The organism is Actinomadura livida (genome assembly GCF_014648675.1).
Classification (GTDB): Bacteria; Actinomycetota; Actinomycetes; order Streptosporangiales; family Streptosporangiaceae; genus Spirillospora; species Spirillospora livida.
On sequence record NZ_BMRO01000001.1, the window covers coordinates 349,801 to 372,695 of the forward strand.

Here is a 22,895-nt window from a genome sequence, read left to right on the forward strand (position 1 = left end):
ACCGCCGATGGTCGCGGTGGCCCACGGGAGCCGCGACCCCCGGGCCGCCGCGACCGTCGCGGAGCTGCTCGGCGCCGTCCGGGAGCGGTGCCCGGGCCTCCCGGTCCACGCCTCGTTCCTCGACCACGGCCCGCCCGCGCCCGACCGCGTCCTGGACGGCCTCGCCCGCGACGGCGCGGAGGACACGGTCGTGCTGCCGCTCCTGCTCACCGCCGCCTACCACAGCAAGACCGACATCCCGGGCGTCCTTAACCGGGTGCGGCACCCCCGGCTGCGGCTCCGCACCGCCGGGACGCTGGGCCCGCATCCGCTGCTGATGGACGCCCTGGAGCGCCGCCTGGCCGAAGCCGGGGCGGAGCCCGGCGACCCGGACACGGCCGTCGTCCTCGTCTCGGCGGGTTCCAGCGACGCGTCCGCCAACGCGACCATCGCGCGGCTCGCACGCGAGTGGCGGCCGCGCGGATGGTGGGACGTGGTCCCCGCCTACGCGTCCGCCACCGCCCCCGGACCGGCCGAGGCGGTGACGGCGCTGCTGGACGCGGGCGCTCCCCGCGTCGCGGTGGCGTCGTACTTCCTGGCGCCGGGGTACTTCGCCGACAAGGTCAGGAACGCGGCGCTGGCCGCCGGCGCGGCGGCGGTCTCGCCCGTCCTCGGCGCGGCCCCGGAGGTCGCCGACCTGATCGTCCGCCGCTACGACGAGGCGCTCGTCGCGTCCTGCGCCGCCACGGCGGTCTGAGACGCCGGTCCGCCCGGGGGCGTTCGACGCGCGGGAGGGCGGGTATGCGGCCTCCCATGAGACGGGAAGATCTCGGACACGAGCCGGAAGAGACCCACGACCGCGAGTTCGCGCCGGTCAACGAGCGCTCCGACGCCCGGGGCCGCACCGCCCCCGCCCCGGAGGCGACCAGCGGCACGGGCACGCCGGGCGTGGAAGTAGAGCACCCGGACACCCTTCCGCCCGACGAGGAGGGCGTCCGGGAGGCCGAACGCCACGACGACTCCCGCTAGCGGGGCGGGCGGCGGTCGTTGCGGTCGCGCCACCAGTCCGTCAGGGCGCGGCGGAACGGTGCGTGGTGCTCGTCGTCGACGATCTTGATGTCCCCCATGACGGCGTGTGCGGTGACCTTGACGACGGGCACGCGCGCGCCCCGCTGGGGTTCGCGGACGTTGACCTTGCGGTCGCCGAGGAAGGCGTGGCCGGACAGCACCACGCTCACGCCGTCCGGCACGATGATCTTCACGTCGCCCATCACAGCGGTGGCGGAGATGCTGATCTCCCCGGTGGGCACCTGGGCACCGCGCAGGTCGAGCTCGACGTCGCCCATGACCGCCAGGGCCTCCAGCGGGCCGTCGATGCGGCCGACGATGCGCTCCTTGCAGTCGCCCATCACGGCGCTGAACTTGCGCTGGACCTGGCGGGGCGCGGGGTTCGCGCCTGGAGCGCCCATGCCGGGCAGGTCATCGGTGATGCGGTCGAGTTCGCCGCGGGTCACGGCCGCGTAGGCGGCCTCGCTGCGCTCGGTCAGCTCCTCGAAGGTCAGCCGCCCCTCGACGGAGGCGATCCGCAGCCGCTCGACGACGGCCTCCCGCTCGGCGTCGGAGGCCCGCACCGCGTCCGCCGCCGGCCCGCCCGGTGACGGCCCGCCCCCGGGGACCGCGTCGAGGGAATCGTCGGTGCCGGGCCGGTCGGGGTACAGGTCCTGCCGCCGGTCCCGCGGGCGGCACGGTGACGGCCGCTCAGGCTGCGGACTGGACTGACTCATGCTTCCGAAGGTATGCCCCCGCGGGGGCGGGACAATCCGCCGCGCGGACGAGATCGCCTCACCACTTGAGGAGGATGGACCTCCGGCCAGGGTGCGGGCAGGATCAATGGTTGCCCGAACCAGGTTCTGTATCCTGCGAGGCAGCGGAGTGAACATCCCCTGAGCAGCGCGTGGGAGCGGCACGGTGACGCACGAGGTCTTCAATCAGGTCCCCCCGCTCGCCGGGCACGACGTGTCCGACGAGGCGGTCCTGCTGGACGGGCTGGAGCGCGAGGGCGCCGGATGGGCCGAGGCCGAGGTGCGCGAGCTCGGCCGCCTGGCGGGCACGGAGCGGGCGCAGGAGTGGGGGCGCCTGGCGAACGAGCATCCGCCCGTCCTGCGCACCCACGACCGGTACGGGCACCGGATCGACGAGGTCGAGTTCCACCCGGCCTGGCACGAGCTGATGAACGTCGCGGTGACGCACGGGCTGCACGGTTCCCCTTGGGCCGACCCGCGTCCCGGCGCCCACGTCGCGCGGGCCGCCAAGTTCTACACCTGGCGGGTGGACGCGGGCCACGGCTGCCCGATCTCGATGACGTACGCGGCCGTCCCGGCCCTGCGGCGGTCCCCCGAACTGGCGGCGCAGTACGAGCCGCTCCTCGCCAGGCGCGAGTACGACTACGGGCTGCGCGCCCCGCTGACGAAGAACGCGCTGCTCGCCGGCATGTCGATGACGGAGAAGCAGGGCGGCTCGGACGTCCGCGCCAACACCACCGAGGCGACCCCGCAGCCGGACGGCACCTACCGGCTCGTCGGCCACAAGTGGTTCACCAGCGCCCCGATGTGCGACGTCTTCCTCACGCTGGCCCAGGCGCCGGGCGGCCTCACCTGCTTCATGGTCCCGCGCGTCCTGCCGGACGGCGAGCTGAACCCGATGCGGCTGATGCGGCTGAAGGACAAGCTGGGCAACAGGTCCAACGCGTCCTCCGAGGTGGAGTACGCGAACGCGGTCGCCTGGCGGGTCGGCGACGAGGGCCGCGGCGTGCCGACCATCATCGAGATGGTCAACATGACCCGGCTGGACTGCGTGATCGGCGCGGCGGCGGGGATGCGGCACGGCGTCACGGCCGCCGCCCACCACGCCGCCCACCGCAAGGCGTTCGGCGCCTACCTCATCGACCAGCCGCTGATGCGCAACGTCCTCGCGGACCTGGCGATCGAGTCGGAGGCCGCCACGATCACGATGCTGCGCCTCGCGGGCGCGACGGACCGCTCGGTGCGCGGGGACGACACCGAGACGGCGTTCAAGCGGCTCGGCCTAGCGGTCAGCAAATACTGGATCACCAAGCGCTGGCCCGCCCACGCCGCCGAGGCCCTCGAATGCCTGGGCGGCAACGGCTACGTAGAGGAGTCGGGCATGCCCCGCCTCTTCCGCGAATCCCCCCTCAACTCGATCTGGGAGGGCTCCGGCAACGTGGCGGTGTTGGATGTGCTGCGGGGGATGGTCAAGGATCCGCAGACCGTCGAGGCGCTGTTCGGTGAGGTCGAGCGGGCGGCCGGGGCCGATGCGCGGCTCGACGCGGCGACGCGCGAGGTGAAGGGCTCGCTGGCCGATCTCGCGACGATCGAGGTCCGCGCCCGGCGGGTCGTGGAGCGGCTGGCGCTGACGCTGCAGGGGTCGCTGCTGGTCCGGTACGGGCACCCGGCGGTCGCGGACGCCTTCTGCGCGACGCGGCTGGGCGGCGACTGGGGCAGCGCCTTCGGCACCCTGCCGGGCGGCCTGGACCTCGCCCCGATCATCGAGCGCGCCACCCCGAAACTCGGCTGACCCCAACTCAAGATCCACCGATTCGGTGGCTGACGAGTGGCGGGCTTTGCCAGAGCTAGACTGCGTCGGGTGTTCGTGGCAGGTAGTGAGTCATGGCGGGAGTACGGCCCCTCACCGCTGCCCAAGGTGTTGCAGGGTGCCCTGCGGGTGTTCGCAGAGCACGGGTATGAGGGCGCCAGCATCCGCGACCTGGCCACCGCCGCCGGACTCTCGGTCCCTGGGATGTACCACCACTACCGGTCTAAGCAGGAGATCCTGGTCAGCCTGCTGGAATCGGCCCTCACGGATCTGATCGGCCGGTGCCGGAGCGCGCTGGCGTCGGCCGGAGGCGAGCCGATCGCGCGGTTCGACGCTCTGGTGGAGTGCCTGGTGCGGTTTCACATGTTCCGCCGGGCGGAGGCCTTCGTCGCCTCCACCGAGTTGCGCAGCCTTGAGCCCGGCAATCGTGACCGGTGTGTCACCCTTCGCGATGAGCTGCAGCGGATGGTGGCCGACGTGATCGAGGCGGGCTGTGCCGCCGGCGTCTTCTCGACGCCGTACCCCGCGGACGCGGCGCGGGCGGTGTCGACCCTCTGCGTCGGGGTCGCGACCTGGTACCGCGAGGACGGCCCCCTGGCCCCGGACCAGGTCGTCGAACGCCAGCTCGTCCTGCTCCGGAGCCTTGTCGGGCTTCGCTGACACCTCGCTTGACCGTCTCCGCCGACGTCTGGGAGGCTAGCTGGCCGAGCGATCGATCGGTCGGTCAGAGGAGTACTTCCATGTCGCATGTTCAGAGCGTGCTCGACAAGACTCGCAAGTTCGTCCGGGACGAGGTCCTGCCCCTGGACGACGAGTTCGACGGCGACATCCACGCCGCCGGAGGCGAGGAGGCACGACGGCGCCTGCAGGCCGCCGCCCGCGCCGAGGGGCTGCTGTCCCCGCACGGCCCCGTCGAGTACGGCGGGCTGGGCATGGACATGTCGGACCGTGCCCCGGTGTTCGAGGAGGCCGGCTACTCGCTGTTCGGCCCGGTCGCCCTGAACATCAACGCGCCGGATGAGGGCAACGTCCACCTGCTGGACCGCGTCGCCTCGGACGAGCAGCGCGAGCGCTACCTCAAACCGCTGGTCCAGGGCGAGTGGCGGTCCGCCTTCGCGATGACCGAGCCGGCGCCGGGCGCGGGTTCGGATCCCGCCGCGCTGGCCACGCGGGCCGCCCGGGTCGACGGCGGGTGGCTGATCAACGGGCACAAGCACTTCATCACCGGCGCCGACGGCGCGGACTTCTTCATCATCATGGCCCGGACCGGCGGGGAGCCGGGAGGCGCCGGCGGGGCGAGCATGTTCCTGGCGCCCGCCGGCCGCGAGGGCATCGAGCTGACCCGCCACATCGGCACCATGGACCTGTCGATGCTGGGCGGCCACTGCGAACTCCTGCTCAACGACGTCTTCGTGCCCGACGAGGACGTGCTGGGCGAGATCGACCAGGGCTTCCGGGCCGCCCAGGTGCGGCTCGGCCCGGCCCGGATGACGCACGTGATGCGGTGGACCGGCGCCGCCCGGCGGGCGCACGAGGTCGCCGTCCGGTACGCGGCCTCCCGGAAAGCCTTCGGGACGCGGCTGGCCGACCTCGGCATGGCGCAGCAGCTCATCGCGGACAACGAGATCGACCTGGCCGCGACCCGCGCGCTGCTGCGGGAAGCGTGCGCCGAACTGGACGCCGGCGGCCGCGCGTCGAAGTCGACCTCGATCGCCAAGACCTTCGCGGCCGAGGCGCTCAACCGCGTGGTCGACCGGGCCGTGCAGCTGTGCGGCGGGCTCGGGGTGTCCCGGGACCTGCCGGTCGCCAAGATCGCCCGCGAGCTGCGTCCCTTCCGGATCTACGACGGGCCCTCCGAGGTGCACCGCTGGTCGATCGCCAAGCGCGCGGTGCGCGAACTGGGCGGGGCGGAGTCCCGGTGAACGCGCCGGCCGGGCGGATCGACTCCGAGCTCACCGAACCGGAGCTGGCGCGGATCGCGGACGCCATGCAAGCGGGCGGCGTCGGTCTGGCCGGTCCGTTGCAGGCCGACCTGATCACCGGAGGCCGGTCCAACCTCACCTACCGGCTGACCGACGGGTCGGCGCGGTGGGTGATGCGGACCCCGCCGCGGGCCGGGCGCACCCCCTCGGCGCACGACGTCGCGCGGGAGTACCGGGTCACCGCCGCGCTCGGCCAGACGGACGTCCCGGTCGCCCCCGCCGTCGTCCTCTGCGAGGACGAGTCGCTGATCGGCGGCCCGTTCGCGGTGGCCGAGTTCGTCCCGGGCTCCACCATCCAGACCCGAGAGGACATGAAGGCCCTCGACGGGCCTGATCTGCAAGCGGCCGTGACCGACCTCGTCGCCACCCTCGCCGCACTGCACCGGGTCGACCACGTCGCCATCGGCCTGGAACGCTTCGGCCGCCCCGACGGGTACGCCGAACGGCAGCTCAAGCGCTGGACGGGACAGTGGGAGCTCGTGGGGAGCGAGGAGCTGCGGCCGCTCGCCGGCGAGCTGAGCTCCCGCCTCGCCGCGGCGGTCCCGGAGCAGCGTGCCACCGGCATCGTCCACGGCGACTTCCGCATCGACAACACCATCCTGGACCTCAAGGCCGGTCCACGGGTGGCCGCCGTCGTCGACTGGGAGCTGTCGACCATCGGTGACCCCGTGGCGGACGTCGCGATGATGTGCGCCTACCGCCATCCGGTCTTCGACCTCATCGTCGGCGAACCCAGCGCATGGGCGAGCGACCGGCTGCCCGAGCCCGACGACCTGGCGGCGGCCTACGAGGCGGCGGACGGGGTCCGCCTGGCCGACTGGGACTTCCACCTGGCCCTGGCCTACTTCAAGATCGGCGTTATCGCGGCGGGCATCGACTACCGGGTGCGGGCCGGCGCCGCCTCCGGACGCGGCTTCGACACGACCGGGGCAACGGTCGAGACGTACCTGGACCTCGGACTGAAGACGCTCGGAGGTCGGAACAAGGCCAGCGGGCGAGGCGCCGCCGGCAGCTGACGCCTCGGCGGGGCGGGGTGACCTGGCGCGGCCGGTGCGATACCGAGGGTCAAGAGATCGTAAACTGATAACCATGTCCGGCGATGGCCCCTCGTGCACGTGCGTGATCTGCCGTGACTACGGGGACCGCGACCGGCTGGACAACTTCCAGCTCCGCACCATCGTGCACGTGACGCAGTACGGGTGGAGCGTCGTCCTCGTCCACGCGGACGGCGACCGGCCCGGCTGGGCGTACACGGTCGGCCTCTGGCACAGCCACCGCGCGCCCGAGCTGGCGATGTTCGGCGGGGACGTCTACGAGACCGAGGAGATCCTCAACACCCTCGGCCGGCACACCGCCGAGGGGCGCGTCCCGGCGGACGGCGAGCGCCGCGACGGCGTCGTCCGCGGGCAGGCCGCCGCGTTCCGGGAGATCGACCCGCGCTGGTACGACGGGCTGTTCGGCGGCGCCGTCGCGTTCTACCGCCGGCCTCCGCTGCCGATGCTCCAGGTCGTCTGGCCCAACGGCGACGGCCTGTTCCCCTGGCAGCCCGGCACCGACCTGCCGTTCCGCCACTCCCAGCCGTGGCTGTGGCTGGACCCGAAACAGCACTCCGCCGGGGTGTGGACGCGGCGGCTCTGACGGGTCTCCCCCGGCCTTGGCCTACCATCGGCGGAGTGTACGGGCCGCTCGCCGAGACCATCGGGACCCAGCGCCTCGTCCTGGAACCGCTGGCGGTCCACCACGCCGACGAGATGGCCCCGGTCCTGGACGACCCGCGCCTGCACCGCTACATCGGCGGCGCTCCCCTCGGCCGGGACGAACTGCGCGCCCGCTACGCCCACCTGGTCGCCGGGCCCGCCCCCTTCCACCAGGAGTACTGGCTGAACTGGGTCGTCCGCCGGGCCCGCGACGGGCAGGCCGTCGGCTACGTACAGGCGACCGTCACGCCCGCGCCGCCCGGGTTCGCCGTGGCGCCCGCGTCGACCGGCTCGGCGGTGACGCCGGGCCCGCCGCGCCGCATCGCGTCCGTCGCGTGGGTCATCGGGACCCCCTACCAGGGCTTCGGCTTCGCCACCGAGGCCGCCCGCGCCCTGCTCGGCTGGCTCGTCTCGCACGGCGTCCACGACATCGTCGCCACCGTCCACCCGGACAACGGGCCCTCCGCGGCCGTCGCCGCCAAGCTCGGCCTGCGCCGCACCGGCGACACCACGGCCGACGGCGAGGACGTCTGGCGCCTCCCCCGCACGGCGACATGACACCCTGGTGTGGCGTAAGGGGCAGTAGGGCGCCGAGCGAAGCTCGTCCATTGATTGGTGGTGGGTGGGGGCTGGCGGACGGTGGGTAGGCCACAATCGACGGGCCAGGACGGACCGGCGGAGGAGTTGGAACATGCGGGAGGTTTGGCCCGGGGACCCCTATCCGCTGGGCGCCACCTGGGACGGCACGGGCACGAACTTCGCGCTGTTCTCCGAGGTGGCCCGGCGGGTCGAGCTGTGCCTGTTCGACGACGGCGGCCAGGAGACGCGGCGCGACCTGCCCGAGGTGGACGGCTTCGTCTGGCACGGCTACCTGCCGGGCGTCGGCCCCGGGCAGCGGTACGGGTACCGGGTCCACGGGCCGTTCGACCCGCGCGAGGGGCACCGCTGCAACCCGTCCAAGCTGCTGCTCGACCCGTACGGCAAGGCCGTCGAGGGCGACGTCCGCTGGCACGAGTCGCTGTTCTCCTACCGGTTCGACGACCCCGACGCGCTGAACGAGGACGACAGCGCCCCCTACATGCCGAAGAACGTCGTCATCAACCCGTTCTTCGACTGGGCGGACGACCGGCCGCCGCGCGTCCCCTACCACGAGAGCGTCATCTACGAGGCGCACGTGAAGGGCCTGACGAAGCTGCACCCGGCGATCCCCGAGGAGCAGCGCGGCACCTACGCCGGGCTGGCCCACCCGGTGATGATCGACCACCTGCTCGACCTCGGCGTGACGGCCGTGGAGCTGATGCCGGTGCACCAGTCGGTCCCCGAGCACGCGCTGGTGGCGCGGGGCCTGGACAACTACTGGGGCTACAACACGATCGGGTTCTTCGCGCCGCACAACTCCTACAGCTCGTCCGGGCAGTACGGGGAGCAGGTGCTGGAGTTCAAGGCGATGGCCCGCGCGCTGCACGAGGCGGGCATCGAGGTCATCCTGGACGTCGTCTACAACCACACCGCCGAGGGCGACCACCTGGGGCCGACGCTGTCGTTCCGCGGCATCGACAACGCCTCCTACTACCGCCTCCGCGACGACGACAAGCGCTACCACCTCGACTACACCGGCTGCGGCAACTCGCTGAACGTCCGGAACCCGCACGCGCTGCAGCTCATCATGGACTCGCTGCGCTACTGGATCCTGGAGATGCACGTCGACGGGTTCCGCTTCGACCTCGCCTCGGCGCTGGCCCGCGAGCTGCACGACGTCGACCGGCTCGCGGCCTTCTTCGACCTCGTCCAGCAGGACCCGGTCGTCTCCCAGGTGAAGCTCATCGCGGAGCCGTGGGACGTCGGTGAGGGCGGCTACCAGGTCGGCAACTTCCCGCCGCTGTGGACGGAGTGGAACGGCAAGTACCGCGACACCGTCCGCGACTTCTGGCGCGGCTCCTACGCGACGATGCCGGAGTTCGCGTCCCGCCTCACCGGCTCGTCCGACCTGTACGAGCACAGCGCGCGCCGCCCGTTCGCGTCCATCAACTTCGTGACGTGCCACGACGGGTTCACGCTCACCGACCTCGTCTCCTACGACCACAAGCACAACGAGGCCAACGGCGAGAACAACCGGGACGGCACCGACGACAACCGGTCGTGGAACTGCGGCGTGGAGGGACCCACCCGCGACCCCGCCGTCCTGGAGCTGCGCGCCCGCCAGCGCCGCAATTTCCTGGCGACCCTCTTCCTCTCCCAGGGCGTGCCGATGCTCTCCCACGGGGACGAGCTGGGGCGCACCCAGAGGGGCAACAACAACGCCTACTGCCAGGACAACGAGACCGCGTGGGTGCACTGGGGGGACTCCGACGACATGGAGTTCGTCCGGATCCTGTCCAGGCTGCGCCATGACCATCCGGTGTTCCGGCGCCGCCGCTTCTTCACCGGGAGGGGCACCGGCGCCGCCGCCGACATCGCGTGGCTCACCCCGGCCGGGGAGAGCATGACCGACCACGACTGGAACGTCGGTTTCGCCAAGTCCCTCGGGGTCTTCCTCAACGGCGACGCCATCACCGAACCCGATCCGCGGGGACGCCGGGTCCGCGACGACTCGTTCCTCCTGCTCATCAACGCCGGCTCGGAGGACGTCGAGTTCACGCTCCCCGGCGGCGAGTACGGCGAGCGCTGGGAGTTCACCCTCGCCACCGCCGAGCCCGGCACGATCGGCGAACGCTCCCGCCTCAAGGCCAGGGACACCGTGACGATCCCCGACCGCGCCCTCACCGTCCTGCGGCGGCTGCCCTAGCCGCGGGTCACCTCGATGACGCTCAGCAGGACCAGGACGAACGTGGCGGCCGCGACGGCGGCGTGGACGGCGACGGCCGCCGCGGGGAACCGCTGGTCGGCGCCGCGGGCGTGCCGGCCGCCGCGTCCGACGAGCCAGCGGGTGAACAGCATGAAGCCCTGGAAGGTGACGACCAGCAGCACCGCGAAGGCGAGCCAGACGTACGCGGCCCGCGCGGTGGCCAGGTAGGCGATCCAGGCGGCCAGACCGGCGATGCCGAGGAGCGGATGCCCCGCCACGACCAGGGCGGGGAACCGCGTCACCTTGGCCGGCGGTCCCCCCTTCGCCAGCCAGTTGACCAGCAGATGGCCGCCCCCCAGTGAGGCCACCACCCAGGCGCCGAGCGCGGCGAACTCCACCCCCCGCTCCCCTCTATGAACATTCGCGTTCCCCATCCCCGGCCATAAGTGTCGCCTCCGGATACTTCCAGGGTGACGGATTCGTGAAGATTGGTACGCGGGACGCCCTCCGCGACCGGTTCCGGGCGTCGAGTAGCTTGGGGTTCCATGCGGAGCCTTTCCCCGGAACCCGGCGACGTCGACCTCGTCGAGAGGTACGCCTATCCACCCGGCGGCGCCTGGATGCGGGCCAACATGGTCGCCAGCCTGGACGGGGCGGCGCAGCGCGACGCACGCAGCGGCGGCCTCGGCAACGCCGCGGACCGCCACCTGTTCCTGCTGCTCCGCGGGCTCGCCGACGTGGTCGTCGTCGGCGCCGGGACCGTCCGCACCGAGGGGTACGGGCCGGTGAAGCCGAGCGAGGGCTGGGACGGCGTCCGCGGGGGGCGGTCCCCCGTCCCGCCGCTGGCGATCGTCTCCCGCACGCTCGACCTCGACTTCGACGCGCCGGTCTTCACCGAGGCGAAGGCCCGGACGATCCTGCTGACCACCGCGACCGCCGACCCGGCACGCCTGGAGATGGCGCGGGCACGCGCCGACGTCATCGTCGCCGGGAGGGACACCCTCGATTTCGCCGCCGCCGTCGGGGAGCTCGAGGCACGCGGACACAGGCGCCTCCTGTGCGAGGGCGGTCCGGGCGTCCTCGCACAGGTGGTGGCCGCCGGGCTGCTGGACGAGCTGTGCCTCACGCTGAGCCCGCTCCTGCTCGCCGGCCACCCGGCACGGATCCTGGACGGGCCGCCCCTGCACGTCCCTCCGGAGCTGACCCTCGCCCACACGCTGCAGGACGAGGACTTCCTCTTCCTGCGCTACACCCGCAGCCGGTAGCGGGTGAACAGCACGCCCTCGTCCAGGTAGAGGGCCGCCAGGTCGAGCGCGGCCTCGGTGTCCAGGCCGCCTAGGAGGCGGGTGTGGCGCGTGTCGCCGAGGAGGGCCGGCGCGATGTTGAGGCAGAGTTCGTCCACGAGGGACGCGCGGATCAGCGCCGCCGCCAGGGCCGGACCTCCCTCGCATAGAAGACGGTCGTATCCGAGGTCCTCGCGGAGCGTCTTCACAGCCTCGGGGAGGTCGACCTCGTCCTCCCCTGCATCGACCACCTGGATATGGTCGGGGACCTTTTCCCGTGCGCTCCGCGATGTCACGACGATCGTCGGCGTCTCGGCTTCGGTGAACAGGGGAAGCGCCCAGTCGAGCTCTAGGGATCGACTCACCACGACGATGGGGGCGGGCGGGCCGCCGCGGCGCGCGCGCAGATCCTTGCGGAGGCGGGCGGGGCCGAGCCGTCCTGTGCGGACGGTCGCGGCCCCCACGAGGATCGCGTCGGCGAGGGCGCGCAAGGTGCGGAACACGCGGAAGTCGGCGTCGCCGCCGAGCGCGTCCGTCCAGCCGTCCGCGTCGGTGGCGGAGCCGTCGGCGCTCATCACCATGCCGACGCGCAGGCCCGGCGCGTCCGCGTAGGCGTCGTAGGGGTCGATGCCATCGGCGGCGGGCTCGGGCAGCAGACGGCGCATGACCTGCACATTATCCAACGGCCGTTTTGCGGACCCGGGATGTCCTTTTGTCGGTGCCGGGGCGCAAGATGGGGGGATGGATCTGCCGATCAGCCCGCCGCTGCCGCCGATGCTGGCCAAGGCGGTCAAGAGCATGCCCAAGGGCGACCTGCTGTACGAGCCGAAGTGGGACGGTTTCCGCTGCATCGTCTTCCGCGACGGCGACGAGGTCGAGCTGTCCAGCCGCGGCCGCAAGCCGCTCACCCGCTACTTCCCCGAACTGGTCGAGGCGGTGAAGCGCGAACTGCCCGAGCGGTGCGTGGTCGACGGCGAGATCGTCCTGCCGAAGGGGAACCGCCTCGACTTCGACGGGCTCCAGCAGCGCATCCACCCGGCCGCGTCGCGGATCAAGCTGCTGTCGGAGCAGACCCCGGCGTCGTTCATCGCGTTCGACCTGCTGGCCCTCGGCGACGAGTCGCTGATGGAGGTGCCGCTGGGCGAGCGGCGGCGGCGCCTGGTCGACGCGCTGTCCGGAATCAAGCCGCCGATCCACGTGACGCCGGTGTCCGACTCCTACGACCTGGCGCTGCGCTGGTTCGAGGAGTTCGAGGGCGCGGGGCTCGACGGCGTCATCGCCAAGCCGCGCGACACGGTGTACGAGCCGGACAAGCGCGTCCTGTTCAAGGTCAAGCACGAGCGGACCTGCGATTGCGTGGTGGCGGGCTTCCGGTGGCACAAGTCCGGCCCCATCGTCGGGTCGCTGCTGCTGGGCCTCTACAACTCCGCGGGGAAGCTCCAGCACGTCGGGGTGGCGGCGTCGTTCACGATGAAGCGGCGCGCCGAGCTGGTCGAGGAGCTGGAGCCGTACCGGCTGCAGAATCTGGACGAGCACCCGTGGGCGGAGTGGGCCGCGCAGACGGAGGCGACCGTCGACCGCATGCCCGGCGCCATCTCCCGGTGGACCGGCAAGAAGGACCTGAGCTGGGTGCCGCTGCGTCCGGAGCTGGTCGTGGAGGTGGCCTACGAGGGGATGGAGGGCGAGCGGATCCGGCACACGGCCCGCTTCCGCAACTGGCGTCCCGACCGGACGCCGGAGTCGTGCACGTACGAGCAGCTGGAGGTGCCGGTCGCGTACGACCTGAACGACATCCTCGCGGGTGAGGCGACGAGCCCGCGCGTCGACCGCTGACCACGCCCGGCCTCCCACCGAACCGCACACGCGGCCTCAGGGGCTCCGTGGTGCGGTCGATGGGCGTGCCGTGCGGGGCGTCGGGTACCGCCGTGATGATCTTCCGCGGAAACTCACGCGCGGAGGAGGTCAGGGATGATAGGGTGGCGACTTACGATTTGCGCACACAAAACCCATCCTATGTATAGGAGTGTAGCCGAGGTATGGGACTCCGTCAAGCGGACGCTGTCAACCCCGAACGCGAGGAAAAGGCGCGCGCGGCCGCGATGCGCGTGGAACAGGAGTACGTGTCCCGCCTCTACACGCGGCTCGACGTCGAGCGCGCGAGCGCCGAGGCGGCGTTGCGCGAGGGGCCGGCCGCGGGCGGCGGGAGCGCGTTCCAGGCCCGGCTGGAGAGCGCCGTCGCCACCGACGAGGCGGCCCGCCGCCTCGCCAGGCTCAGCGGCGTCGAGCACGGGCTGTGCTTCGGGCGGATCGACCACCGGGCGGACGCCGACGGCCCCGGCGACACGTTCTACATCGGCCGCATCGGCCTCCGCGACGCCGACCACGAGCCGATCCTGATCGACTGGCGCGCCGCGGCGGCGCGCCCGTTCTACACGGCCACGCCCGGCGCCCCCGGCACCCTCGCGCGCCGCCGCCACCTGCACCTGCGCGGCCGCGAGGTCGTCCGGCTGGACGACGAGGTGTTCGACCTGGAGGGCCTGGGCGAGTCCGACCGCGCCGGCATCGTCGGGGAGGCCGCACTGCTCGCCACCCTCCGCCGGGGCCGGACGGGACGGATGAGCGACGTCGTGGCCACCATCCAGGAGGAGCAGGACCAGGTCATCCGGTCCGGCCTGCACGGCGTCCTCGTCGTCCAGGGCGGCCCGGGAACCGGCAAGACGGTCGCCGCCCTGCACCGGGCCGCGTACCTGCTCTACACGCACCGGGACGTCCTCGAACGGCGCGGGGTGCTCGTCGTGGGCCCGAACGCCACGTTCCTGCGCTACATCGAGCAGGTGCTCCCGGGCCTAGGCGAGACCGACGTCGCCCTGGCCACGGTCGGCGAGCTCTACCCCGGCATCAAGGCGAAGGCGACCGAAGCCCCAGCGGTCGCCGTCATCAAAGGTGATCTCCGTATGGCGGACGTGGTGGAGGCGGCCGTCCGCGACCGGCAACGCGTCCCCGCGGGCGGCCTGCACATCGAGACCGACGGCCTCACCCTGGTCGTGGACGCCGAGAAGTGCGCGCAGATACGCGACCGTGCCCGCACCCTGCGTCTCCCCCACAACGTCCAGAGGCGGCGCTTCGTCCACGACATGCTGGAGGCCCTCGCCATCAACCGGGCAGAGCAGTACGACCGCATCATGGACGAGCCCCTGGAAGAGATGGCGAAGAACGGCGGGCTCCCTGCCTGGCTCCAGGAGCTCATCGACGAGGCCGAGGACGAACCCCTCCTGGACGAGACCGACCTCCGCCTCGCCAAGGAAGCCCTCTGGCAGGACCCTGCCGTCCGCAGCGCCCTCAACGCTCTCTGGCCCGAACTGACCCCCGAGCAACTCCTGACCGGCTTCTTCGCCGATCCCGGCGCCCTCACCCGGGTGGGCACGCAGGCCGGCCTCGACTGCACGCCTCTCCAGCGTCCGCCCAACGCCCCGTGGACGATCTCGGACGTCCCCCTCCTGGACGAGGCCGCCGAGCTCCTCGGCAAGGACGACTCCGCGGAGAAGGCCCGCCGGCGCGCCGCGGAGGCCGCACGCGCCAAGGAGGAGCTGTACGCCCGCGAGGTCATCCAGACCGCCGATACGGGGCACCCGGAGCGGCTCTCCGCCGCCGACCTGCTCACCGCCGCCGAGCTGGCCGAGCGCCACCACGACGACGGCCCGCCGCTCACCACCGCCCAGCGCGCCCTCGCCGACCGCGAATGGGCGTACGGGCACGTGATCGTGGACGAGGCGCAGGAGCTCTCCGAGATGGCCTGGCGCACCGTGATGCGCCGCGTCCCGACCCGCTCCCTCACCGTCGTCGGCGACATCGCCCAGACCGGCAGCGCCGCCGGCGCCGCGTCATGGGCGCAGATGCTCGACCGCTACGTCCCGGGCCGCTGGCGCGAGCAGCGGCTCATGGTCAACTACCGCACCCCGGCCGCCATCATGCGGGTCGCCGCCGACGTCCTGCAGGCCGTCGCCCCCGGTGAGACGCCCCCCGAATCCGTCCGCGACGAGGGCACCCCGCCGGTCGCGATCGCGATGCCGGTCGCCGAGCTGCCCGCCCTCGTCCGGTCCGAGCTGGAGCTCGTCACCGGCGGGACGCCCGACGACATCGGCGGCGCCTTCAAGGAGGGCCGCCTGGCCGTGATCACCTCCGCCGCCCGCCACCCGGCCGTCCTGGAGGCCCTCCCGGACGCCGCCGTGGGCGCGACCCCCGAGGCCCTCGACTCCCCCGTCGTCGTCCTGACCGCGGAGGAGGCCAAGGGCCTGGAGTTCGACTCGGTCATCGTCGTCGACCCGTCCGGCATCCTGACCGAGTCCCCCAAGGGCGGCCAGGACCTCTACGTGGCCCTGACCCGAGCCACCCGCCGCCTGACCGCCGTCCACGACGACGACCTCCCGCCACTTCTCTCGGGAATGGCGGGGCGGCCGCGGGACGAGAGTTAGCGGCGGCGGTTCAGGGGGCGGCGCCAGGAGATGCCGGTGCCGGGGATGCGGAAGGTCATGTAGCGGCGGCCGTCCGCCGAGCGGGTGTAGCGGGCGCCGCGGCCTCCCACGCTGTGGCCCACGCCCTTGCGGGAGAGGTTGAGGCGGAACGGACCCTTACGGAGCGACTTTCGATAATGCCAACCCATGGCCGGTGGATTCCCGGTACCCCGCCGGGAATCCGCCTCCCCGTTCACGGACAGACCGAGATGGCAGATTCGGTCAGACCGAAGCGTGGCAAGGGCAGGAGCTGACCAAAACCGGTCCGAGTTCGTCGTGCGGCGGCTCTTTACCGGGCGTCCCGGTTGAAGGAGCGTGTGCCTCCGTAGAGATCATTTTCTGATTTCGGAGGTGTGCGGGTTGACCAGGCGATCCCTGAGACGCACCCGGCGGACGATGGCGGCGGCCGTGCTGACCGGCGCGGCGCTCGTCGTCGGCGGAGGCGGGGCGGCGGCGCTGGCGCAGGCACCGCCGCAGATCGTGGTGAAGGACGGCGTGACGCAGCCGGTCTTCTCCTACAAGGACGCGATCCGCGAGCACGTCTACGTCGAGTCGAGCGTGGACAGCGACCGGGACGGCAGGCGCGACCGCGTCAACGTCGACATCATCCGGCCCAGGGAGACCGAGAGCGGTCTCAAGGTGCCGGTGATCATGGACGAGAGCCCGTACTACGACAACGCGGGGCGCGGCAACGAGGGCGAGCGCAAGACCTACGACGCCGACGGGAACCCGGTGAAGTTCCCGCTGTTCTACGACAACTACTTCGTCCCCCGCGGGTACGCGTTCCTCGCCGTCGACATGGTCGGGACGACGCGGTCGGACGGCTGCCCCGTCAGCGGCGGGCCGAGCGACGTCCTCGGCGGCAAGGCCGTGGTGGACTGGCTGAACGGGCGCGCCAAGGCGTACCGGGCGGACGGCAGCCCGGTGCGGGCGTCCTGGTCGACCGGGCGCACCGCCATGATCGGCAAGTCCTACGACGGGACGCTCGCCAACGGCGTCGCCGCGACCGGCGTCCGGGGCCTGGAGACGATCGTCCCCATCACGTCGATCAGCAGCTGGTACGACTACAGCCGCATGAACGGCGTCAAGTACTGGACGGACGAGCAGCCGTGGCTCTCCGACTACGTCGACACCGACCCGCCCGAGAAGTGCGCCGCGGTCAGGGCCGATCTGGACGAGGGCGAGGACGACGCGACCGGCAACTACAACGCCTACTGGAAGACCGCCGACTACCGGGACGGCACGATCGCCCGCGCCTCCCGCGTCCGGGCGAGCGTGTTCGCGGTGCACGCGGTCAACGACCTCAACGTGAAGGTCGACCACTTCGCCGAATGGTGGGAGGCCCTGGCGCGACACGGCGTCCAGCGCAAGGTGTGGCTGACGCAGCGCGGCCACGTCGACCCCTTCGACTTCCGCCGCGACCACTGGGTGACGACCCTGCACCGGTGGTTCGACCACGAGCTCCACAAGATCCGCAACGACGTCATGCGGGAGCCCCGCGCCGACATCGAGATCGGGCCCGACCAGTGGATCACCCAGCGGGACTGGCCGGCCCGCGACGCGCGCGCCATCACCCTGCGTCCCGGCGCGGACGGCACCCTCGGCCTGACGCGGGCCCCGAAGGGCGCGACGGCCACGTTCACCGACGCTCCGGGCCCGCGCGGCCAGGGGCACCCGGAGAGCGCGATGGTCGCCGACCCGACGGCGGAGCAGCCGTTCCGGACCGCGTTCGTGTCGGCGCCGCTGCCGCGGACCGGGCGGCTGTCGGGGACGCCCGAGGCGCGGCTGAGGATCAAGCTGGACGCGCCGACGTCCAATGTCACCGCGCTGCTCGTCGACTACGGCGAGGACACCCGGGTGGACTACCTCGGCCCGGGCTCCGGCATCCGCACCCTGGACACCGAGTCCTGCCACGGTGAGAGCACCGAGGCCGACGACGCCTGCTACCGGGAGACCGAGGTCAGGACGGTCACCTCGCCGGTGAACGTGGTCGCCCGCGGCTGGCTCGACGCCCAGAACCACCTGTCGCTGAGCCGTCCGAGCCCGCTCCGGCCCGGCCGCTACCACGACGTCCGGTGGGAGACGCTCAGCCAGGAGTACGTGCTGAAGAAGGGCCACCGCCTCGCGCTGGTCCTGGCCGGGACGGACTCCGACTACAACACCGAGACGCCCACGGGCGCCCAGGTGACGGTGGACCTGCGCGGCAGTTCCGTCCGCGTCCCGGTGGTCATCGGCGCGGACGAGCCGTCGTCGATGGTCGCCCCGCCGCAGCCGCAGACGCCCTGGCGGGGCCCGTCCGAGGTGACGCTCCCCGTCCAGGAACGCGAGTTCCGCTGATCGCCGGCGGGCCCGCCGTCCCCGTGCCGCACGGGACGGCGGGGCCGCCCCGTCACTGGTTGTCGGTGTCCTTGCTGGGCTGGACGCGCTTGGGCTCGCCGGGCATCTTCGGGTAGTTCGGCGGATACGGCATGTCGCCGAGGCCGTGGTCGCGCTCGTCGCGGTCGGCCATCTCCAGGAGGCCCTCCAGGGAGAACGCCTCGTCGTCGATGGACGCGTGCAGGTCGCCGAGTTCGGCGAAGCGGGCGGGCATCGTGGCGATGGTGAAGTCGTGCGGGTCGACGTCGGGCAGTTCGTCCCAGGTCACGGGCGCCGACACCGGGGCGTGCGGGGCCGGGCGGACGCTGTAGGCCGACGCGATCGTCCGGTCGCGGGCGTTCTGGTTGTAGTCGATGAAGACCTGCTCGCCGCGCTCCTCCTTCCACCACCTCGTGGTGACCTCGGCGGGGTTGCGGCGCTCCACCTCGCGGCCGAACGCGAGGGCGGCGCGGCGGACCTCGGTGAACGTCCAGCGCGGCTCGATGCGGACGTAGATGTGCACCCCGGCCTTGCCGGAGGTCTTCACATGGCCGGTGAAGCCGAGTTCCGACAGCAGGTCGCGGGCCGGGCCGAGCGCGACGCGGACGGCGTCCGAGAAATCGGTGCCGGGCTGCGGGTCGAAGTCGATGCGCAGCTCGTCGGGGTGGTCGACGTCGTCCCTGCGGACGGGCCACGGGTGGAACGTCAGCGTCCCGAGGTTCGCGGCCCAGGCGATCACGGCGGGCTCGGTCGGGCAGACCTCGTCGGCGGAGCGGCCGCTGGGGAACTTGATCCGGGCGGTCTGCACCCAGTCGGGCGCGCCCTTGGGGATGCGCTTCTGGTAGAAGGCGTCGGACTTGCCGGCGCCCATGCCCGCCTGGCCGCGCGCGTAGTCCTCCCGGGTGGCCATCCTGGCGCCCTCGAACACGCCCGCGGGCCAGCGCTCCAGCGTCGTCGGGCGGTCGCGGGTGGCGCGGACGATGCCCTCGCCCACGGCCAGGTAGTACTCCACCAGCTGCCGCTTGGTGTAGCCGTGCTCCGGAAAGTAGACCTTGTCGGGGTTGGTCACCTTGACGAGCCGATCCCCGACCGGGATCTCGATGAAGGGCGAGGCCATACGGGCACGTTAACCCACGGGCACGACAGTGCCGCGCGACCACCCCGGCGGGTACCTTCGGAGGCATGGAGAAGATCCGCAAGAGCGAGGAAGAGTGGCGGGCGCAGCTCAGCCCCGAAGAGTTCCACGTGCTGCGGGAGGCGGGGACCGAGAAGCCGTTCACCGGCGAGTACAACGACACGAAGACCGTCGGCGTGTACCGGTGCCGTGCCTGCGGTACGGAGCTGTTCCGCTCGGAGACCAAGTTCGAGAGCCACTGCGGCTGGCCGTCGTTCTACGCCCCGTCGGACTCCGATGCGGTCATCCTGATCGAGGACCGCTCACTCGGCATGGTCCGCACCGAGGTGCGGTGCGCGGTGTGCGACTCGCACCTGGGCCACGTGTTCCACGGAGAGGGCTACGGCACCCCGACCGACGACCGCTACTGCATCAACTCCGTGTCGCTCACCCTCGAACCCGCCGAGTAGGCAACCGGGCCGGGCGCTCGGGCGTCCCATGGACGACGGCTCACCGCCAGGGGGTCTCCATGGGCGAGTCAAGCGCCGAGTCCGGTCCCGGCGAGTTCGACCACTACACCACCGCTCTGCTGTTCGGCGGGCCGGAGCGCGTCGTCCAGGTCGCGGTCCTCATGCTCCACGAGCAGCGCCGCATCCGGATCTCCCGCGCGACGCGCCGGGTCGAGGTCGTGCGGCGCGAGCCCGCCGGCCCGGAGCGGGAGGACGATCCGGTGCAGGCCGCCGTCCTCGGCGAGATCCCCCGCGTGGGCCGCCCCCTCGGGCAGGTGATCGCGGCGGTGGCCCGCTCGCCGGAGGTGCGCGCCATCGCGGACGCCATGCGCGAGACCGGGCTGATGCGAGGCAGGCGGCTGCGCCCCACCCGGGACGGCCGGGCGCTCCGCCGGATGATCGCCGAAGAGCGGGACGCGTCCCGGCCGGGGCGGCTCGCGGTGCTCGGCCCGGCCGGCGTCGAGGAGACCCGGCTGCGGGAGATCCTGGAGGCCGACGACCCGGAGCCGCTCGACCTGCCGCACTACCGGGCGCGCAGCCGCTGGTACACCGGCACGGGCGGCGCGTACTCCGGGGGATCCGGCCTCGGGGGATCCGGCGAGGGCGACTTCGGAGGCGGGGACTCCGGAGGCGGGGGCGGGGGTGGTGGCGGTGGCGACTAGGCGGTCCCGCCGCCGGGGCGCGCCGCCCCGGCGGGCTCGGCCCGGCGCCTAGACGAGGTTGGCGACGAGTTCGGTGACGGGCTTGCGGCGGCCCGTGTAGAAGGGGATCTCCTCGCGGGTGTGCAGCCGCGCCTTGGCGCCGCGCAGGTGGCGCATCAGGTCGACGATGCGGTGCAGTTCGTCGGCCTCGAACGCCAGCATCCACTCGTAGTCGCCGAGCGCGAACGCCGACACCGTGTTGGCCCGGACGTCGGGGTAGTCGCGCGCCATCTTGCCGTGCTCGGCGAGCATCGCGCGGCGCTCGCCGTCCGGGAGCAGGTACCACTCGTAGGAGCGGACGAACGGGTAGACGCACACGTAGGCGCGGGGCTCCTCGTCGGCGAGGAAGGCCGGGATGTGGCTCTTGTTGAACTCCGCCGGGCGGTGCAGCGCCATCTGCGACCACACCGGCTCGCTGGCGCGGCCGAGCGCCGTGCGGCGGAACCGGGTGTAGACCTCCTGGAGGTCGTCGGACGTGGGCGCGTGCCACCAGAACATGTAGTCGGCGTCGGCGCGCAGCCCGGCGACGTCGTAGGCGCCGCGGGTGGTCACGTCCTTCTCGGCGGCCTGGTCGAGGAGCTCCTGGACCTCGGCCGCGTCCCGCTCGCCGAGCGTCCCCGGGCTCGCGACCCGGAAGACCGACCACATGGTGTAGCGGATGACGTCATTGAGTTCGCGTGCCCTGGGCTTGCCCGTCGGCTGCGTCATGGTCTGCTCCTTCTCGGCTGCGCAGGTGGTCCAGCACCCGGGTGGCCGCCGCGCGCGCCGAGGCGATGCACGCGGGGATGCCCAGGCCGTCGTAGGCGGCGCCCGCGACCGCGAGCCCTGGTGCCGCGGCGACCGCGGACCGGACCCTGGCCACGCGATCGGCGTGGCCGACGTTGTACTGCGGCAGGCCGCCGCCCCACCGGGTCACCCGGGTCTCCACGGGCAGCTCGGAGACGCCGCAGGTCGCGGCGAGCTCGGCCATCGCGGTCGCGGCCAGCTCCGCGTCGGTCCGCTGGAGCGCCCGCTCGTCGCCGAACCGGCCGATGGAGCAGCGCACCGCGATGACCTCGGGGTCGCGGTCGCGCAGATGGGGCCATTTTACCGAGCTGAACGTGACGGCCTTGACCCCCCGCCCGCCGTGCTCCGGCGCGCTCTCCACCGCGGGGACGAGGTAGCCGCTGCCGGCCGGGAGCCGCGGGAACGCGGTGGCCCGGTACGCGAGCGTGACGATCGCCATGCTGGCGTACTCGATGCCCGCCAGTTCCCGGGAGGCGTCGGGGACGTCCTCCTGGAGCAGCCGCGACGCGGGGGCCGCGGGCACGGCGATCAGCACCGCGTCGGCGTCGAGGTGCTCGGGGGCGCGGGTCGGCCCGAGGGTGAGGCGCCATCCGTCCTGGCGGCGGCGCAGTTCGCGGACCGTCGCGCCGGTGCGGATGGTCCCGCCGGCGGCGGTGACGTCGGCGGCGACCAGGTGCGGGAGCGTGCCGAGGCCGTCCGGCAGCGTGGCGAAGACCGGGCCGGGGTCCTTCGGCGCGGCGTCCCGGATGCCCTGGACGGCCTGGAGCAGCGAGCGGTGGGAGCGCGCGGCGGCGGCGACCGCGGGCAGCGTCGCGTCGAACGACAGCAGCTCGGCGCGCCCGGCGTACACGCCGCCGAGCAGCGGCTCGACGAGGCGGTCGACGACCTCGCGGCCGACCCGGGCCCCGATGAAGTCGGCGACGGACACGTCGGCGCCGCGCCGCGTCTCGGGCAGCACGAGGTCGAGCGGGACGCGCGCCAGCCCGCCCGGGGACAGCACCCGCGCGGCCGCCAGCGCCCGCAGGTCGGACGGGACGCCCATGACCTGCCCGGACGGGATCGGCCGCAGCTCGCCGCGGCTGTAGATCGACGAGGAGGTGGTGCCGGGGTCGACCAGCTCGCCGGACCGGCCGAGGGCCGCGACGAGGTCGAGCCCCTCGGGGCGGCGGGCGAGCATCGACTCGGCGCCCTCGTCCACCGGGATCCCGGCGATCTCGCTGACCTGCAGCTTGCCGCCGATCCGCGGGGAGCCCTCCAGGACGGTCACGCGGACGCCGTCCCGGGCCAGCATGCGGGCGGCGGCGAGGCCGGCGATGCCGCCCCCGACGACGACGGCATGGGACGTGCTCATGTCCCCAGCCTCCCAGACGCGCCGCCGGATCGCGCACCGGGGCGGCCGGGACGCGCGCCGCGGCGCGGTTTCATCACCCGAGCGACAAGTCCCGCAGATCGCGCCAGTGGATACTGGCTATATGAACCATTGGAGCACTCTCCTCCGCGCCGCGGGCGCGGCGGCCGCGGCCGCCGTCCTGGCCGCCGGGCTCGCCGCTCCCGCGGCCGCCGACGCCCGCGGCGGCTTCG

The 22,895-nt window shown here is 72.8% G+C and carries 22 protein-coding genes; 15 read left to right on the plus strand and 7 right to left on the minus strand.

Translation table 11 applies throughout. From position 1 onward, the window contains the following. The first annotated feature begins 7 nt into the window (after positions 1-7). Positions 8-736 (plus strand): sirohydrochlorin chelatase, encoded by a 729-nt coding sequence (locus IEZ03_RS01425; protein ID WP_184890500.1) that lies wholly within the window; start codon positions 8-10, stop codon positions 734-736. Between the two features lie 56 nt (positions 737-792). Then, complete coding sequence (locus IEZ03_RS01430; RefSeq protein WP_184882848.1) at positions 793-1,008, plus strand: hypothetical protein; 216 nt, start codon at positions 793-795, stop codon at positions 1,006-1,008. Here IEZ03_RS01430 and IEZ03_RS01435 read toward each other — a convergent pair. Further along, positions 1,005-1,763 carry a DUF1707 SHOCT-like domain-containing protein gene (locus IEZ03_RS01435; protein WP_184882846.1) on the minus strand — a complete coding sequence of 253 codons (759 nt, stop codon included), beginning with the start codon at positions 1,761-1,763 and terminating at the stop codon, positions 1,005-1,007. The genes IEZ03_RS01430 and IEZ03_RS01435 overlap by 4 nt on opposite strands. Positions 1,764-1,947: 184 nt before the next feature. Between IEZ03_RS01435 and IEZ03_RS01440 the strand changes: the two genes are divergently transcribed. From IEZ03_RS01440 to glgX, 7 genes are all read left to right on the plus strand, one after another. Next, positions 1,948-3,573, plus strand: coding sequence for an acyl-CoA dehydrogenase family protein (locus IEZ03_RS01440; RefSeq protein ID WP_184882844.1), 1,626 nt, complete (start codon positions 1,948-1,950; stop codon positions 3,571-3,573). Between the two features lie 75 nt (positions 3,574-3,648). Then, entirely contained in the window at positions 3,649-4,251 is a 603-nt protein-coding gene (locus IEZ03_RS01445) for a TetR/AcrR family transcriptional regulator (protein WP_229807913.1), read from the plus strand. 80 nt (positions 4,252-4,331) lie between these two features. Further along, positions 4,332-5,513, plus strand: a complete 1,182-nt coding sequence (locus IEZ03_RS01450) for an acyl-CoA dehydrogenase family protein (RefSeq protein ID WP_184882839.1) — start codon at positions 4,332-4,334, stop codon at positions 5,511-5,513. Continuing rightward, positions 5,510-6,589, plus strand: coding sequence for a phosphotransferase family protein (locus IEZ03_RS01455; protein WP_221480636.1), 1,080 nt, complete (start codon positions 5,510-5,512; stop codon positions 6,587-6,589). The genes IEZ03_RS01450 and IEZ03_RS01455 overlap by 4 nt, the downstream gene beginning before the upstream one ends. A 73-nt stretch (positions 6,590-6,662) precedes the next feature. Further along, positions 6,663-7,211 carry a DUF4262 domain-containing protein gene (locus IEZ03_RS01460; RefSeq protein WP_184882837.1) on the plus strand — a complete coding sequence of 183 codons (549 nt, stop codon included), beginning with the start codon at positions 6,663-6,665 and terminating at the stop codon, positions 7,209-7,211. 35 nt (positions 7,212-7,246) lie between these two features. Next, complete coding sequence (locus tag IEZ03_RS38485; RefSeq protein WP_184882835.1) at positions 7,247-7,828, plus strand: GNAT family N-acetyltransferase; 582 nt, start codon at positions 7,247-7,249, stop codon at positions 7,826-7,828. A gap of 133 nt (positions 7,829-7,961) precedes the next feature. Beyond that, complete coding sequence (gene glgX / locus IEZ03_RS01470; RefSeq protein WP_184882833.1) at positions 7,962-10,055, plus strand: glycogen debranching protein GlgX; 2,094 nt, start codon at positions 7,962-7,964, stop codon at positions 10,053-10,055. Here the strand turns inward: glgX and IEZ03_RS01475 are convergent. Further along, positions 10,052-10,453: a hypothetical protein gene (locus tag IEZ03_RS01475; RefSeq protein WP_229807914.1), complete on the minus strand. Its 402-nt coding sequence runs from the start codon at positions 10,451-10,453 to the stop codon at positions 10,052-10,054. The two genes, glgX and IEZ03_RS01475, sit on opposite strands and share 4 nt — an antisense overlap. A gap of 147 nt (positions 10,454-10,600) precedes the next feature. Here IEZ03_RS01475 and IEZ03_RS01480 point away from each other — a divergent pair, with 147 nt between their 5' ends. Continuing rightward, the gene (locus tag IEZ03_RS01480) at positions 10,601-11,320 is read left to right on the plus strand and encodes a pyrimidine reductase family protein (protein WP_184882828.1); all 720 of its coding nucleotides are present in this window, start codon (positions 10,601-10,603) and stop codon (positions 11,318-11,320) included. On the opposite strand, the gene IEZ03_RS01485 is transcribed toward IEZ03_RS01480, so the two are convergent. Further along, positions 11,302-12,003, minus strand: a complete 702-nt coding sequence (locus IEZ03_RS01485) for a dihydrofolate reductase family protein (RefSeq protein WP_184882826.1) — start codon at positions 12,001-12,003, stop codon at positions 11,302-11,304. The genes IEZ03_RS01480 and IEZ03_RS01485 overlap by 19 nt on opposite strands. Positions 12,004-12,079: 76 nt before the next feature. On the opposite strand from IEZ03_RS01485, the gene IEZ03_RS01490 reads away from it, so the two are divergent. Together IEZ03_RS01490 and IEZ03_RS01495 are read left to right on the plus strand one after the other, a co-directional pair. After that, the gene (locus tag IEZ03_RS01490; RefSeq protein WP_184882824.1) at positions 12,080-13,171 is read left to right on the plus strand and encodes an ATP-dependent DNA ligase; all 1,092 of its coding nucleotides are present in this window, start codon (positions 12,080-12,082) and stop codon (positions 13,169-13,171) included. Positions 13,172-13,374: 203 nt separating this feature from the next. After that, positions 13,375-15,810: a HelD family protein gene (locus tag IEZ03_RS01495; protein ID WP_184882822.1), complete on the plus strand. Its 2,436-nt coding sequence runs from the start codon at positions 13,375-13,377 to the stop codon at positions 15,808-15,810. Here IEZ03_RS01495 and IEZ03_RS01500 read toward each other — a convergent pair. Next, entirely contained in the window at positions 15,807-15,998 is a 192-nt protein-coding gene (locus IEZ03_RS01500; protein ID WP_132049623.1) for a DUF4236 domain-containing protein, read from the minus strand. The two genes, IEZ03_RS01495 and IEZ03_RS01500, sit on opposite strands and share 4 nt — an antisense overlap. Before the next feature lie 211 nt (positions 15,999-16,209). Between IEZ03_RS01500 and IEZ03_RS01505 the strand changes: the two genes are divergently transcribed. Continuing rightward, a complete protein-coding gene (locus IEZ03_RS01505; RefSeq protein WP_229807916.1) occupies positions 16,210-18,186 on the plus strand; it encodes a Xaa-Pro dipeptidyl-peptidase in 1,977 nt (658 codons plus the stop codon). Between the two features lie 52 nt (positions 18,187-18,238). Here the strand turns inward: IEZ03_RS01505 and IEZ03_RS01510 are convergent, their stop codons facing one another. Then, on the minus strand, positions 18,239-19,321 hold the full coding sequence (locus tag IEZ03_RS01510) for a DNA polymerase domain-containing protein (protein WP_184882820.1): 1,083 nt from the start codon (positions 19,319-19,321) through the stop codon (positions 18,239-18,241). Positions 19,322-19,386: 65 nt separating this feature from the next. Between IEZ03_RS01510 and msrB the strand changes: the two genes are divergently transcribed. Together msrB and IEZ03_RS01520 are read left to right on the plus strand one after the other, a co-directional pair. After that, entirely contained in the window at positions 19,387-19,788 is a 402-nt protein-coding gene (gene msrB, locus IEZ03_RS01515; RefSeq protein ID WP_184882818.1) for a peptide-methionine (R)-S-oxide reductase MsrB, read from the plus strand. 59 nt (positions 19,789-19,847) lie between these two features. Beyond that, positions 19,848-20,489 (plus strand): TIGR04222 domain-containing membrane protein, encoded by a 642-nt coding sequence (locus IEZ03_RS01520; RefSeq protein WP_184882816.1) that lies wholly within the window; start codon positions 19,848-19,850, stop codon positions 20,487-20,489. Between the two features lie 48 nt (positions 20,490-20,537). Here IEZ03_RS01520 and hemQ read toward each other — a convergent pair whose 3' ends face one another. Both hemQ and hemG read right to left on the minus strand, forming a co-directional pair. Beyond that, entirely contained in the window at positions 20,538-21,236 is a 699-nt protein-coding gene (gene hemQ, locus IEZ03_RS01525; protein WP_184882814.1) for a hydrogen peroxide-dependent heme synthase, read from the minus strand. Further along, positions 21,193-22,665, minus strand: a complete 1,473-nt coding sequence (gene hemG, locus IEZ03_RS01530) for a protoporphyrinogen oxidase (RefSeq protein ID WP_184882812.1) — start codon at positions 22,663-22,665, stop codon at positions 21,193-21,195. Before hemG ends, hemQ begins: the two co-directional genes overlap by 44 nt. Between the last annotated feature and the right edge of the window lie 230 nt (positions 22,666-22,895).

Bases quoted from the DNA above. Each gene is read 5' to 3' on its own strand.
- IEZ03_RS01425 (WP_184890500.1), top strand. From the start codon at position 8: ATGGTCGCGGTGGCCCACGGGAGCCGCGACCCCCGGGCCGCCGCGACC.
- IEZ03_RS01450 (WP_184882839.1), top strand. From the start codon at position 4,332: ATGTCGCATGTTCAGAGCGTGCTCGACAAGACTCGCAAGTTCGTCCGG.
- hemQ (WP_184882814.1), bottom strand. From the start codon at position 21,236: ATGACGCAGCCGACGGGCAAGCCCAGGGCACGCGAACTCAATGACGTC.
- msrB (WP_184882818.1), top strand. From the start codon at position 19,387: ATGGAGAAGATCCGCAAGAGCGAGGAAGAGTGGCGGGCGCAGCTCAGC.
- hemG (WP_184882812.1), bottom strand. From the start codon at position 22,665: ATGAGCACGTCCCATGCCGTCGTCGTCGGGGGCGGCATCGCCGGCCTC.
- IEZ03_RS01430 (WP_184882848.1), top strand. From the start codon at position 793: ATGAGACGGGAAGATCTCGGACACGAGCCGGAAGAGACCCACGACCGC.
- IEZ03_RS01510 (WP_184882820.1), bottom strand. From the start codon at position 19,321: ATGGCCTCGCCCTTCATCGAGATCCCGGTCGGGGATCGGCTCGTCAAG.
- IEZ03_RS01485 (WP_184882826.1), bottom strand. From the start codon at position 12,003: ATGCGCCGTCTGCTGCCCGAGCCCGCCGCCGATGGCATCGACCCCTAC.
- glgX (WP_184882833.1), top strand. From the start codon at position 7,962: ATGCGGGAGGTTTGGCCCGGGGACCCCTATCCGCTGGGCGCCACCTGG.
- IEZ03_RS01500 (WP_132049623.1), bottom strand. From the start codon at position 15,998: ATGGGTTGGCATTATCGAAAGTCGCTCCGTAAGGGTCCGTTCCGCCTC.
- IEZ03_RS01460 (WP_184882837.1), top strand. From the start codon at position 6,663: ATGTCCGGCGATGGCCCCTCGTGCACGTGCGTGATCTGCCGTGACTAC.
- IEZ03_RS01435 (WP_184882846.1), bottom strand. From the start codon at position 1,763: ATGAGTCAGTCCAGTCCGCAGCCTGAGCGGCCGTCACCGTGCCGCCCG.
- IEZ03_RS01520 (WP_184882816.1), top strand. From the start codon at position 19,848: ATGGGCGAGTCAAGCGCCGAGTCCGGTCCCGGCGAGTTCGACCACTAC.
- IEZ03_RS01490 (WP_184882824.1), top strand. From the start codon at position 12,080: ATGGATCTGCCGATCAGCCCGCCGCTGCCGCCGATGCTGGCCAAGGCG.
- IEZ03_RS01480 (WP_184882828.1), top strand. From the start codon at position 10,601: ATGCGGAGCCTTTCCCCGGAACCCGGCGACGTCGACCTCGTCGAGAGG.
- IEZ03_RS01495 (WP_184882822.1), top strand. From the start codon at position 13,375: ATGGGACTCCGTCAAGCGGACGCTGTCAACCCCGAACGCGAGGAAAAG.